We start from the raw sequence: 12,945 nt of genomic DNA, 5'->3' as shown, positions 1-12,945 counted from the left end.
TTTCGTTGGAAACGTCGATGCCTGGCCAGCCTAGCTGGAGTTGCGCGACGCGCCGAAGTCCGACAGGTCGGTGGGCGTCAGTCTTCGGCGTTCCACAGCCTGCGGTAGTAGTCGATGCGCACCGGATCGGGTGTGACGCCGTAGGCGTCGAAGAACTCCGCCTCCCAGTCGCCCGCGTAGTTCCACCCGAGTGACAGCGTGGCGACCGCGAGGTCGGCCCACCGATCGGCAACACCGAGCTCACCCAGGTCGACGTGCCCGCACCAGCGTCCGTCGTCGTCGAGGAGCGTGTTGGGGGCACATGAATCGCCGTGGCAGACCACGAGCCGGTCGATGGGTGGCGCGTCGAGCAGCCGTCGGCGCGCTGCATCATCGATGTTGGCCAGCCGATCGGGAACCGACCACGAGAACGGGCACCGATCGACCGGGGCCCGCTCGTGCATGGCCCGCAGGCCGGTGGCGATGGCTCGGACCGCGAGCCGTGGACGCGCGATCCAGTACGGATCGGCCGCCGAGCGGCCGGCGATCCCTGCGGTGTGCAGCCATTCGGTGGCACCATCCCGGCCGACGTCGAGCACCGGGGGCACGGTGAGATATTGCCGGGCCCACCGCAGCTTGATCGCTTCGCGATGCAGGTCCACCGACGGATGCGGCGGAGCGACCTTGACGAACTCGCGTGCGTCACCGTGGCCGATCTCGAATGTCTGGCCGCCGACTTCGTTGTCCCACACTGCCTTTGTCGCACGTCCCGCGGCAATGTCGAGCACGATGGCCGGGATGGGCACGTCGCCAACCGGTATGGTCATCGTCGCCAGTGTGGCGACTGGGTGCGGTGGCGTCCACCGAATTTGCCGTGCAGCGGGTGACCGGGTACGCACGCGGACCGGCTGGCATTACGCTGGCGGCTGTGGAACCGGTATACGGAACTGTCATCCAGCTCGCCCGGCTGGCCTGGCGGTTGCAGGGGCTGAAATTCACCGTGACCGGTGTCGAAAATCTTCCGGTTACCGGTGGCGCGGTCGTTGCCATCAATCACACCAGCTACTTCGACTTCACGTTCGCCGGGTTGCCCGCGTACAAGCAGAAGCGCGGCCGCAAGGTGCGCTTCATGGCGAAGAAGGAAGTCTTCGACAACAAGATCACCGGCCCGATCATGCGCAGCCTGCGCCACATCGAGGTGGACCGCTCGAGCGGTGCGGCATCGTTCGACGCGGCCTGCGACTACCTCAGGGCGGGCGAACTGGTCGGCGTGTATCCGGAAGCCACGATCAGTCGCAGCTTCGAGATCAAAGAGTTCAAGTCCGGCGCGGCCCGCATGGCAATTGCGGCGGGTGTGCCGATCGTTCCGCACATCGTGTGGGGCGCGCAGCGCATCTGGACCAAGGGGCATCCGAAGAACCTCTACCGGCCCAAGGTGCCCATCTCGGTGGCGGTCGGCGAACCGATCCAGCCAACGCTGCCCGCAACCGAGCTGACGGCGCTGTTGCACTCACGCATGCAGCATCTGCTCGAGCAGGTGCAGGACGCCTACGGGCCGCATCCGCCAGGTGAATTCTGGGTGCCGCATCGCCTCGGCGGCGGCGCGCCGTCGCTGGCCGAAGCCAACCGGATGGACGCAGAGGAAGCAGCCGAGAAAGCCGCCCGCAGAGCCGAGGCCGGACCCGCTGGACCGTCCGAACCCAGCGGAGCGCCGGGGTAGCACGCGTATGGAACCGGTTTTCCGAAGTTTGGAGATCGCGGCACGGCTCGGAGTCCGCGCGACCGGATCTCAGATCACCTTCATCGGACTGGAGAATCTGCCGACGACGGGCGGTGCCGTCGTCGCGATCAACCACACCAGTTACGTCGACTTCCTGCCGGCCGGGCTCGCCGCGACCGAACGCGGCAGGCGGATGCGCTTCATGATCAAGGCCGAGATGGAGCAGGTGAAGATCGTCGGCTATCTGATCAAGCACACCGGCACCATCCCGGTCGACCGGAATGCCGGGGCGGGCGCATATGCGGTCGCGGTCAAGGCGCTGCAGGCAGGCGAATTGGTCGGGGTCTACCCCGAGGCCACGATCAGCCGCAGCTTCGAGCTCAAGGAATTCAAGACCGGCGCCGTGCGGATGGCGCTTGAGGCGGGTGTGCCCATGATTCCGCTGATCGTGTGGGGCGCACAGCGCATCTGGACAAAGGACCATCCGAAATCGTTGGGCCGCAGCAAGATCCCGATCACCGTCGCGGTGGGCAAGCCTGTCCCGCCGCTCGGGTCGGTAAGCGAACTCGACGCAGCGCTGCGCGCCGCGATGTCGGGTCTGCTCGATGAGGTGCAGCGCGACTATCCCGCGCCGGAAGGCGCGTACTGGGTTCCGCGTCGGCTCGGCGGTGGCGCCCCGACGCTTTCGGAGGCAAAACGCCTCGACGAAGCCGAACTCGCCGAACGCGCACGCAAGCGCGCACAACAGGAAGCGACGGGAAACAATCGGTGACCCCTGACAGAACGCCGGGGCTGATCGCCACCGATGTGGACGGCACCCTGCTCGACGAAGACGAGAAGGTCACCCCGCGCACGCGGGCCGCAGTGCAGGCCGCGGTCGAGGCGGGCACCACGTTCGTGCTCGCGACGGGCCGCCCGCCGCGCTGGATCCAGCCGGTGGTCGACGGTCTGGGTTTGGCGCCGATGGCGGTGTGCGCCAACGGCGCCGTGATCTACGACCCGGCCACCGACCGGATCGTGTCGGCGCAGACCTTGTCGGCCGACGTGCTCGGCGAGCTCGCCGAGATCGCGACCCGGGTGATACCAGGTGCGGGCCTTGCGGTCGAAAGGGTCGGACGCTCGGCACACGACGCGGCCACGCCGCAGTTCGTGAGCTCGCCGGGCTACGAGCACGCCTGGCTCAACCCCGACAACACCGAGGTGTCCATCGAGGATCTGCTGAGTGCGCCTGCGGTCAAACTGCTGATCCGCAAGGCCGGCGCGCGCAGCGCCGATATGGCTGCCGAACTGCTCAAACACATTGGGCTGCAGGGTGATATCACGTACTCGACCAACAACGGGTTGATCGAGGTGGTGCCGCTTGGCATCAGCAAGGCCACCGGTGTCGCGCAGTTGGCCGCGCCATTGGGGCTCACCGACGCCGACATCGTCGCATTCGGCGACATGCCCAACGACATCCCGATGCTGAGCTGGGCCGGACGCGGGGTGGCGATGGGTAACGCGCACCCGGAAGCCGTGGCCGCCGCGGACGAGGTCACCGTCACCAATGCCGAGGACGGCGTCGCACACGTGCTCGAACGCTGGTGGTCTTAGGAGACCCGGCTGAAGCGCTCCAGCTGCACGGGCTCGTGATCCGGTGACGGCGGCGGCAGCTCGAGCGGAACCCCGTCGATCACGCGGGTGACGGTGCCCTTCTCCCGGTCGAAGTTCAACGTGCCGTGCTGGAAGTTCTGCACGATCCACTGCGGTTCGTCGATCTCGGCGCTCGTGGGCAGACCGAGCGCGCCGCGTTCGAATCCCAGTGCGCCCCAGGCTTCGTAGATCGCACCGGTGACCGGCTCGGCGCCGCTGGATGGCGACCAGTACACCGCACCCTTCTCGAATCTGGCGTAGCGGGCGCCGTCCAGGGCCGGGGTCTCCGGTGAGGTGGGGTTGCCCAGCACGCCGCCGGGCCCGCCAAGGGCTTGCCAGCGGTCGTAGATCGCACCGCCGCGCATCTGCTCGGCCAGGTCTTCGGGGCCGGGCGGCCGGTTGAACCGCGCGGCGATGTCGCGGAGCCGGCCCATCTCGGCGTACGCGGCATTGCCCGGGCACTCGGTGATACCGACGTCGCGGTGGGTGAAGATGGTCGGCAGCGTCGCGGCCGCACCGCGCGGGAAGTGGGTGAACGACCCACCCGCCGACGTGAGCACCACGGTGCCGTGCGGGTCGATGTGATCGAGCCCGAGTCGCCAGCCCAGAAGTCTTCCGGTGGTGCGCAATTGGATCGGCGTGGGTGGGACGGTGTTGAAGTCGCCCATCATCGCCACGCCCCAGGTGTCGTGGTTGAAGCCGCCGGTGTGCGAGCCCTCGACGGGTTTGTCCATGCCCCCTGCGCGGCCCTCGAACACCTGGCCGTACTTGTCGACGAGCGCGTTGTAGGCCATGTCGCACCAGCCCAGCGTCCTCGTGTGGTACTCGTAGATCGACCGCACGATGCCTGCGGAATCCTCGGGTGCGTAGTCGTTGCTGCCCGCGGTGTGGTGCACGATCCCGGCGCGAACCACCTTGTCGTACTTGACGGGTCCGCAGCGCATCGACTCGTCGGCGCCCCACTGGCCGCGGCTGATGATGTTCGGCGGGACGCCGGGGGCGGTGACGGCGGTCGGCAGCGGCCCGATGTCCACCGGCGTCTGAGGCGGGCTGATCAACACTGCGTTGATGTTCTCGGCGATGGGCTGCTGCACGGTGGCCGGCCTGTAGCCGAGCCCGGGCCCCTCGGCGGCCGGCGGCGCGGCCGGGGTGATGGCGGCGTCGCGGGGCCGGGTCACGGCGATCTGCACGGTGTTGGTGCGGCCGACGAACACCGGCTCGGTGCCGCGCGGCCCCGGGGTGTCGGCGCCGACGCCGTCGAGGTTCTCGGCCTGATACCACGGCCCCCAGGATCCGTCGGCCTTGCGGGCGCGTACGCGGGCCGAGGTCCCGCGCAGATCCTGGGCGGTCAGCGCGACCATCGAGAACGGTTCGTCCTGGTGGATCTCACGGATGCTCTCACCGCCGCCGAGGTTCTCGAGGGGCTGCTGGGTGAGGGCGGGCGCGGCGTCTTTCGCGTCGGACTCGTCGCTTCCGGGTATGCCGGTGAGCGCCCACGGCAGGATCACGACGGTCGCCGCGATTGCGGTGAACAGGATCGACGGCGCTGGGCGGCGTGACTGCACGGACTGATGTTACGTATGAGTCTGTTGTTACCAATGATTCGACACGGCTGGATAGGCTGTCTAATTGCGCAACGGCACCGCAGAGCCTCGATGGCTTCTGCGGTGCCGTTTCGTAATAGGACTACTGGGTCAGGCCGGCGGTGGCACCGGTGCCGGGGGTACGGGCGGCGCCGCGGGCACACCGGACTTCATCGCGGACGTGATCGCCGGGATCACCATGCCCTTGAGCAGGTCGATGGCCTGGCCGGCGCCGAGCTGCTCGGCAGCGCTGGACAGGTCGCCGAACAGTCCGCCGCCACCGGTGCTGGCCGCGGGCATCGCACCCAGCGACGGGTCGCCCAGGATCGGATAGGTGGCACCCAGTCCCGGATCCAGACCGATCGGCGCCGAGATCGGCACTTCACCCGGTGCGGGCAACCCGGCCGCGTTGGAGATCGGGGTCAGCGACGGATCGGTGCCCAGCGCCGGTGTGGTCAGGCCGGGCGTACCGAGGTCCGGGGTGGCCAGTCCGCCGGGCACCGCCCCTGCCGGGCTGGTCAGGGCGGGATTCGTCAGCGCCGGGTTGGTGAGCGACGGATTGGTCAGGCCCGGATCGGTCAGCGACGGCGTCGACGGCAACGCGCCGTCCGGTGACGTCAGGCCGGGGGTGGCCAACGCCGGATCGGTGAGACCGGGGGTGGTGAGACCGGGTGTGGTCAGGCCGGGTGACGTCAGGCCGGGTGACGTCAGGCCGGGCGTCGTGAGACCGGGCGACGTGAGGCCGGGGGAGGTCAGCCCCGGTGAGGCGAGACCGGGCGAGGTCAGGGTCGGTGACGCGAGCGACGGCATCGGGCTGCTGCCCGTCAGCATGCCGGTCGGCATGGGCGGCAGGTTGATGCCGAACTGCGACAGGCCCTGGGAAAGCGCGGACATCAACTCGCCCGGCAGGTCGGTGACCAGGGCGGCCTGCGTGAACTCACGATGCTGTGGTGCAGGGGAAAGCTGGGTAACGGCCACTAATGCGACTGGACTTGCGACTGCCAGGGCGGCGACTGCGCTCATGGCTGTCGAGGCCTTGCGTCGACGTCGGTTCGGCACGGAAGTCTCCTCAATATTTGGACTGCATGTCGGATTGCAGCTGGTGCGATCCGCTTGCTTCGTCAGCGGCTACGGACGGGATCGTGCGAAGCCCATGAGCGCCAACGTGATCGATGGTACGGGTGTGACTAGTGGGTCTAGAGTGACGATATTGAATTGTGAGCGAATCGCGACCTGCGGCCGCCGTCGAATTCGGGGCGCGGCGGGGCGGTCGGATACCCTGGCTGCCGATGACCGCTCGTTTTGACCTCTATGTCGTCGGTTCCGGATTCTTCGGTCTGACGATCGCCGAGCGCGTGGCGACGCAATTGGACAAGCGTGTCCTTGTTATCGAACGTCGCCCGCACATCGGCGGTAATGCCTATTCCGAAGCCGATCCGCAGACCGGTATCGAAGTCCACAAGTACGGGGCCCATCTGTTCCACACCTCGAACAAGCGGGTGTGGGACTACGTGCGGCAGTTCACCGACTTCACCGGTTACCAGCACCGGGTGTTCGGGATGCACAAGGGCCAGGCGTATCCGTTGCCGATGGGACTCGGCCTGGTGAGCCAGTTCTTCGGCCGCTACTTCACGCCCGACGAGGCCCGCGCCCTCATCGCCGAGCAGTCCTCGGAGATCAAGACCGAGGATGCGCAGAACCTCGAAGAGAAGGCCATCTCGCTGATCGGCCGGCCGCTCTACGAGGCCTTCATCAAGCACTACACCGCCAAGCAGTGGCAGACCGATCCCAAGGAACTGCCCGCGGCCAACATCACCCGGCTGCCGGTGCGCTACACGTTCGACAACCGCTACTTCAACGACACGTATGAAGGTCTGCCCGCCGGCGGGTACACCGCGTGGCTGCAGAACATGGCCGCCGATGACCGGATCGAGGTGCGGCTGGACACCGACTGGTTCGACGTCCGCGACGCGCTGCGGGCCGAGAACCCCGACGCGCCGGTTGTTTATACCGGACCACTGGACCGCTACTTCGACTACGCCGAGGGCCGGCTGGGCTGGCGCACACTCGATTTCGAGGTCGAAGTGCTCGACACGGGTGATTTCCAGGGCACGCCGGTGATGAACTACAACGACATCGAGGTGCCGTACACGCGCATCCACGAGTTCCGGCACTTCCATCCCGAGCGGGCCTACCCGACCGACAAGACCGTGATCATGCGGGAGTTCTCGCGGTTCGCGGCCGACGACGACGAGCCCTACTACCCGATCAACACCGAGGCCGACCGCAAGCTGCTCGCGGCCTACCGGGCCCGGGCTAAGGCCGAGACCGCGTCGGCGAAGGTGCTTTTCGGCGGCCGGTTGGGCACGTACCAATACCTCGACATGCACATGGCCATCGCGAGCGCACTGAGCATGTACGACAACACCCTGGCACCGCATCTGTCCGACGGTGCGCCGCTGATAACCGATCCCGAGACGTGAACAGGAAGCAGCAACGCATGAGTGACATCCCGTCCGGCGCATTGGATGCCGGAGAATCCAGGGCGGTCAGTCTGCTGGCCCGCGTCATACTGCCCCGACCGGGCGAGCCACTGGACGTCCGCAAGCTCTATATAGAGGAATCGGCCACCAACGCCAGGCGCGCGCACGCGCCGACGCGTACCACGCTGGAAATCGGTGCCGAGTCCGAGGTTTCGTTCGCCACCTACTTCAACGCGTTCCCCGCCAGCTACTGGCGGCGCTGGTCGACGCTGGACACCGTGGTGCTGCGGGTCGAACTCACCGGCAGCGCGCGCGTCGACGTGTACCGGTCCAAGGCGACGGGTGCGCGCATCACGGTCGGGGGCGCTCCGGTCTCCAGCGGCGACTCCGCCGAACCCGCGGCCGTCGAATTCGAGATCGACATCTCGCCGTTCGAAGACGGCGGGTGGATCTGGTTCGACATCACCACCGACACCGCCGTGCGCGTGCACAGCGCAGGCTGGTACGCCCCCACACCCGCGCCGGGCCGCGCCAACGTCGCCGTGGGGATCCCGACCTTCAACCGGCCTGCGGACTGCGTCAACGCACTGGCCGCGCTGACCGCCGATCCCCTCGTCGACGAGGTGATCTCGGCGGTCATCGTTTCCGACCAGGGCGCCAAGAAGGCCAAGGACCACCCCGGCTTCGACGAGGCGGCCGCGCGGCTGGGCAGCCGGCTGTCCGTGCACAACCAGCCGAACCTCGGCGGCTCGGGCGGCTACAGCCGGGTGATGTACGAGGCGCTGAAAAACACCGACTGCGAACAGATCCTGTTCATGGACGACGACATCCGCATCGAACCCGATTCGATCCTGCGGGCGCTCGCGATGAACCGGTTCGCAAAAGAGCCGACGCTCGTCGGCGGCCAGATGCTCAACCTGCAGGAGCCCTCACACCTGCACATCATGGGCGAGATGGTGGATCGCACGAACTTCATGTGGTCCGCGGCGCCCAATGCCGAATACGACCACGATTTCGCCAAGTACGCGCTGAGCGACGCCGAACAACCGCGCACCAAGCTGCTGCACCGCCGCATCGACGTCGACTTCAACGGCTGGTGGATGTGCATGATCCCGCGCCAGGTCGCCGAGGAACTCGGCCAGCCCATGCCGCTGTTCATCAAGTGGGATGACGTGGAATATGGGTTGCGGGCCGGTGAGCACGGCTATCCCACCATCACGCTTCCGGGTGCTGCGATCTGGCACATGGCCTGGAGCGACAAGGACGACGCGATCGACTGGCAGGCCTACTTCCACCTGCGCAACCGCCTGGTGGTCGCGGCGCTGCACTGGGACGGCCCGATCAGCGGCCTGCTGGCCAGCCATCTGAAGGCCACGTTCAAACACCTTCTGTGCCTTGAGTATTCGACGGTAGCCATCCAGAACAAGGCCATGGAGGACTTCCTGGCCGGTCCCGAACACATCTTCTCCATCCTGGAGTCGGCCCTGCCCGACATCCGCAAGATGCGCTCGGAGTACCCCGACGCCGTCGTGCTGCCCGGTGCCACCGCGCTGCCGCCGCCGTCGGACATGAAGCGCAAGAAGATCGGCATCCCGGTGTCCAAGGCCGCGATCGCGGTCAACCTGGCCAGGGGCGTCGTCCACCAGTTGCGCGAACACGACCCCGAGACACACGTGCGGCCGCAGATCAACGTGGCGACGCAGGACGCCAGGTGGTTCTCGCTGTGCCGGGTCGACGGTGTCACCGTCACCACCGCAGACGGCCGCGGCGTGGTGTACCGCCAGCGTGACCGCGCGAAAATGTTTGAGCTGCTTAGGGCTTCGCTGCGCCAGCAGGCGCGGGTGGCCCGCCAGTTCAACCGGATGCGCAAGGTGTACCGCGGTGCCCTGCCCACCCTGACCAGCACCCAGAAGTGGGAGTCGGTGCTGCTCACCGAGTCGGCGGAGAAAGTCTGACATGAGCGACGCCCCACGCGGCGAGGACGCCGTGCTGGTTGCCGTGCAATCGGCCTTGGCCGGCCGGCCAGGGGTACTGGCCGGTGCACGCGCCCTGTCGCACTTCGGTGAGCACAGTGCGGGATGGGTGGCATTGGCCGCCGTGGGTGCGGTGGCCCAGCCGGCGCGGCGCAAGTCGTGGATCGCGGTGGGCGCCGGTGCGTTCGTCGCACACGCCGCCGCGGTGTTGATCAAGCGCGTGGTGCGCCGGGAACGGCCGCATCATCCGGACATCGCCGTCAACGTGGGGACACCGAGCCGGCTCAGTTTCCCGTCGGCGCACGCGACCTCGACCACCGCCGCCGCGGTGCTGCTGGCCCGGACGACCGGGCTGCCGATGCCCGCGCTGCTGGTGCCGCCGATGGCGCTGTCGCGACTGGTGCTCGGCGTGCACTATCCGACCGATGTGCTGACCGGGGTGGTCGTCGGGACGATCGTCGGGAAAACAGTCGGCAAGGCGGTCGGTAGGATCTCGGATTCTGTGGGTGCCGGGCCGAAGGAGACTGATGAGCGTCGGTGAGCAGGTCGCAACGGAGTGCAGCGAAGATGAGCACAACCCACATGAGTGAGGAAGCCCAGCCGGTCGCCGGCCCGCCGAAGAATCTGGCTGCCGGACTGGTCAAGGCGGTGCGGCCCCGTCAGTGGGTGAAGAACCTGCTGGTGCTCGCGGCACCGCTGGCCGCGGTGGGCAGTGGCATCCAGTACGACTACGGCGATCTCGCCGTCAAGGTGTCGATCGCCTTCGTGGTGTTCTGCCTGGCCGCGTCGTCGATCTATCTGGTCAACGACGCCCGTGACGTCGAGGCCGACCGCGCCCATCCGACCAAACGCTTCCGCCCGATCGCGGCCGGTGTGGTGCCGGAGTGGATGGCATACACGCTTGCGGTGCTGCTGGCGGCGGCCTCGCTGATCATCTCGTGGTTGCTCACGCCGGACCTGGCCGTGGTCATGGCCGTCTATCTGATCATCCAGCTCGCGTACTGCTTCGGCCTCAAACACCAGGCCGTGCTGGACATCTGCATCGTGTCGTCGGGCTTTCTGATCCGCGCCATCGCGGGCGGCGTGGCCGCCGACATCGGGCTGTCGCAATGGTTCCTGTTGGTGATGGCCTTCGGTTCGTTGTTCATGGCGGCCGGAAAGCGGTATGCCGAACTGCAGCTGTCGGAGCGAACGGGCGCCAAGATCCGTAAGTCGTTGGAGCGCTACACGAGCAGCTACCTGCGGTTCGTGTGGACGCTGTCGGCCACCGCAGTCGTGGTGTCGTACGGTTTGTGGGCCTTCGGCCGCGACAGCGCGAGCGATCCGCTGGGGATCGACGGGCAGGACGCGTCGTGGTACGCGGTCACGATCGTCCCGTGGACGGTCGCGATCCTGCGCTACGCAGTAGACATCGATGGCGGCATCGCCGGTGAGCCCGAGGAGATCGCGCTGAAAGACCGGGTGTTGCAGATCCTGTTCCTGGCGTGGATCGGAACCATCGGTGCAGCCATCTATTTCAGCTGACCGGCTGAATGCCCGCCGCCTCGCCGGCGGCACCGGGGAACGCGCGGTCCGCTGGCCGGCGTTCCCGTACGACATCTCGGTCCGCATCAGCCTTTGGGTCAGTGTGCTGGTGGTGGCCGGGCTGTTCGGGTGGGGTGCGTGGCAGCGCCGCTGGATCGCCGACGACGGCCTGATCGTGCTGCGCACGGTCCGAAACCTGTTGGCGGGCAACGGCCCGGTGTTCAACGCCGGTGAACGCGTCGAGGCCAACACCTCGACACTGTGGACCTACCTCGTGACGTTCTTCGCCTGGATCGGCGGCTCGGTGCGGCTGGAGTACGTCGTGCTCTATCTCGCCCTGATCCTGAGCATCCTCGGGGTTGTGCTGGTCATGCTCGGCACCGGCCGGCTGTATGCGCCGAGCCTGCAGGGGCGGCGGGCGTTGCTGTTGCCGGCAGGCGCACTGGTGTACATCGCGGTCCCACCGGCCCGCGACTTCGCCACCTCGGGTCTCGAAAACGGTTTGGTGCTGGCGTATCTGGGCCTGCTGTGGTGGATGCTGGTGTGTTGGTCGCAGGCCTTGCGCGCTCATCCGGCCACGCCCGATCGCGGGGCGGCCGAGGCCGAGCCGCGCGACATCCCCGGCCGGTTCTTCGAGGGTGCGCTGGCCGTCGTGGCGGGACTGAGCGTGCTGGTCCGGCCTGAGCTCGCGCTCATCGGCGTTGGCGTGCTCGTCATGATGCTGGTCGCGGCGCGCGGCTGGCGCCGCCGGGTGCTGATCATCGTGGCGGGCGGGCTGCTGCCGGTGGCCTATCAGATCTTCCGCATGGGCTACTACGCGCTGCTCGTGCCCGGCACCGCGGTCGCCAAGGACGCGTCGGGCTCGAAATGGTCGCAGGGTTTCGTCTACCTCACCAACTTCAATCAGCCCTATCTCCTGTGGGTTCCCGCGGTCCTGCTGGCCCTGCTGGGAATCGTGTTGCTGGCCACCAGGACTCGGCCGTGGTGGCTGCGCAGGCAGGTGCCGCGGGGGTACGGCCGGCTGTCGCGGACCATCCAGAGCCCCCCTGCCGTAGTGATTTTCATGGTGCTGAGCGGTCTGCTGCAGGGCATCTACTGGGTGCGCCAAGGCGGGGACTTCATGCACGGCCGGGTTCTCCTCACGCCGCTGTTCTGCATGTTGGCACCGGTGGCGGTGATACCGGTGGTGCTGCCCGACGGCACGAAGTTCACCAGGGAGACGGGCTACCTGCTGGCCGCGGCGACGAGCGTGCTGTGGGCCGCGATCGTGGGCTGGTCGATCTGGGCCGCGAATTCGCCGGGCATGGGTGCCGATGCCACCCGCGTCACCTACACCGGCATCGTCGACGAGCGGCGCTTCTACGCGCAGGCCACCGGGCACGCACATCCGCTGACGGCTGCCGACTATCTCGACTACCCACGGATGCGCGCGGTCCTCACCGCGATCAACAACACGCCCGAAGGCGCCCTTCTGCTGCCCTCCGGCAACTACGACCAGTGGGACGTCGTGCCCGCGATCCCGCTGCCGCCCGATACGCCCCCCGATGTCCGCGCGGCGTACGAGGCCCCGCACACAGTGTTTTTCACCAACATGGGCATGCTCGGCATGAACGTGGGGCTCGATGTCCGGGTCATCGACCAGATCGGCCTGGCAAACCCGATGGCGATGCACACGCAGCGCCTCACCGACGGCCGCATCGGGCACGACAAGAACCTCTTCCCGGACTGGGCGGTTGCCGAGGGCCCGTTCATCAAGACCCACCCGTACGTCCCCGCATATCTGGACGAGGACTGGATCGCCCAGGCCGAGGCGGCGCTCAAGTGCCCGGCCACCGACGCGATGCTGAATTCCGTACGCGGCGAACTGACCCCGCGCCGGTTCCTGTCGAACCTGTGGCACGCCTACGAGTTCACGAAGTACCGGATCGACCGCGTGCCGCTCTACGAACTGCAGCGCTGCGGGCTGGAGATCCCCCCGCCCAAACAACCGCCCTACACCGGGATGCCCGCGACCGGTCCGTAACGCCCGGCCGCGCGCTGTCGATACGCAA

Annotated in this window: 11 protein-coding genes; 8 read left to right on the top strand and 3 right to left on the bottom strand. The window is 67.6% G+C overall.

The window, feature by feature from the left end:
* Positions 1–77 precede the first annotated feature (77 nt).
* On the bottom strand, positions 78–806 hold the full coding sequence (locus AWC31_RS12400) for an aminoglycoside 3'-phosphotransferase (RefSeq protein WP_085144545.1): 729 nt from the start codon (positions 804–806) through the stop codon (positions 78–80).
* A 101-nt stretch (positions 807–907) separates the two neighbouring features.
* Between AWC31_RS12400 and AWC31_RS12395 the strand changes: the two genes are divergently transcribed.
* Genes AWC31_RS12395 through AWC31_RS12385 form a run of 3 tightly spaced genes read left to right on the top strand, consistent with a single transcriptional unit; the run spans position 908 to position 3,292 of the window.
* The gene (locus AWC31_RS12395) at positions 908–1,699 is read left to right on the top strand and encodes a lysophospholipid acyltransferase family protein (RefSeq protein WP_085144789.1); all 792 of its coding nucleotides are present in this window, start codon (positions 908–910) and stop codon (positions 1,697–1,699) included.
* A 7-nt stretch (positions 1,700–1,706) separates the two neighbouring features.
* Complete coding sequence (locus AWC31_RS12390; RefSeq protein WP_085144544.1) at positions 1,707–2,471, top strand: lysophospholipid acyltransferase family protein; 765 nt, start codon at positions 1,707–1,709, stop codon at positions 2,469–2,471.
* Positions 2,468–3,292, top strand: a complete 825-nt coding sequence (locus tag AWC31_RS12385) for a Cof-type HAD-IIB family hydrolase (RefSeq protein ID WP_085144543.1) — start codon at positions 2,468–2,470, stop codon at positions 3,290–3,292. The genes AWC31_RS12390 and AWC31_RS12385 overlap by 4 nt, the downstream gene beginning before the upstream one ends.
* On the opposite strand, the gene AWC31_RS12380 is transcribed toward AWC31_RS12385, so the two are convergent.
* Positions 3,289–4,896, bottom strand: a complete 1,608-nt coding sequence (locus AWC31_RS12380) for an N-acetylmuramoyl-L-alanine amidase (RefSeq protein ID WP_085144542.1) — start codon at positions 4,894–4,896, stop codon at positions 3,289–3,291. The two genes, AWC31_RS12385 and AWC31_RS12380, sit on opposite strands and share 4 nt — an antisense overlap.
* A gap of 129 nt (positions 4,897–5,025) precedes the next feature.
* On the bottom strand, positions 5,026–5,973 hold the full coding sequence (locus tag AWC31_RS12375; protein WP_085144541.1) for a hypothetical protein: 948 nt from the start codon (positions 5,971–5,973) through the stop codon (positions 5,026–5,028).
* Positions 5,974–6,203: 230 nt separating this feature from the next.
* On the opposite strand from AWC31_RS12375, the gene glf reads away from it, so the two are divergent.
* Genes glf through aftB form a run of 5 tightly spaced genes read left to right on the top strand, consistent with a single transcriptional unit; the run spans position 6,204 to position 12,917 of the window.
* Positions 6,204–7,397, top strand: coding sequence for a UDP-galactopyranose mutase (glf, locus tag AWC31_RS12370; RefSeq protein WP_085144788.1), 1,194 nt, complete (start codon positions 6,204–6,206; stop codon positions 7,395–7,397).
* A gap of 17 nt (positions 7,398–7,414) precedes the next feature.
* Positions 7,415–9,352, top strand: a complete 1,938-nt coding sequence (locus AWC31_RS12365; protein ID WP_085144540.1) for a glycosyltransferase — start codon at positions 7,415–7,417, stop codon at positions 9,350–9,352.
* 1 nt (position 9,353) lies between these two features.
* Positions 9,354–9,911: a phosphatase PAP2 family protein gene (locus AWC31_RS12360; RefSeq protein ID WP_085144539.1), complete on the top strand. Its 558-nt coding sequence runs from the start codon at positions 9,354–9,356 to the stop codon at positions 9,909–9,911.
* 41 nt (positions 9,912–9,952) lie between these two features.
* Positions 9,953–10,894 carry a decaprenyl-phosphate phosphoribosyltransferase gene (locus AWC31_RS12355; RefSeq protein ID WP_085144538.1) on the top strand — a complete coding sequence of 314 codons (942 nt, stop codon included), beginning with the start codon at positions 9,953–9,955 and terminating at the stop codon, positions 10,892–10,894.
* Positions 10,872–12,917 carry a terminal beta-(1->2)-arabinofuranosyltransferase gene (gene aftB / locus AWC31_RS12350; RefSeq protein WP_374214038.1) on the top strand — a complete coding sequence of 682 codons (2,046 nt, stop codon included), beginning with the start codon at positions 10,872–10,874 and terminating at the stop codon, positions 12,915–12,917. Before AWC31_RS12355 ends, aftB begins: the two co-directional genes overlap by 23 nt.
* Positions 12,918–12,945: the final 28 nt, after the last annotated feature.

The sequence above is a fragment of the Mycolicibacterium wolinskyi genome, from assembly GCF_002101965.1.
Lineage (GTDB): Bacteria > Actinomycetota > Actinomycetes > Mycobacteriales > Mycobacteriaceae > Mycobacterium > Mycobacterium wolinskyi.
This window is presented reverse-complemented; position numbering and strand designations above follow the sequence as displayed.

Bases quoted from the DNA above. Each gene is read 5' to 3' on its own strand.
- AWC31_RS12400 (WP_085144545.1), bottom strand. From the start codon at position 806: ATGACCATACCGGTTGGCGACGTGCCCATCCCGGCCATCGTGCTCGAC.
- AWC31_RS12390 (WP_085144544.1), top strand. From the start codon at position 1,707: ATGGAACCGGTTTTCCGAAGTTTGGAGATCGCGGCACGGCTCGGAGTC.
- glf (WP_085144788.1), top strand. From the start codon at position 6,204: ATGACCGCTCGTTTTGACCTCTATGTCGTCGGTTCCGGATTCTTCGGT.
- AWC31_RS12365 (WP_085144540.1), top strand. From the start codon at position 7,415: ATGAGTGACATCCCGTCCGGCGCATTGGATGCCGGAGAATCCAGGGCG.
- AWC31_RS12360 (WP_085144539.1), top strand. From the start codon at position 9,354: ATGAGCGACGCCCCACGCGGCGAGGACGCCGTGCTGGTTGCCGTGCAA.
- AWC31_RS12355 (WP_085144538.1), top strand. From the start codon at position 9,953: ATGAGTGAGGAAGCCCAGCCGGTCGCCGGCCCGCCGAAGAATCTGGCT.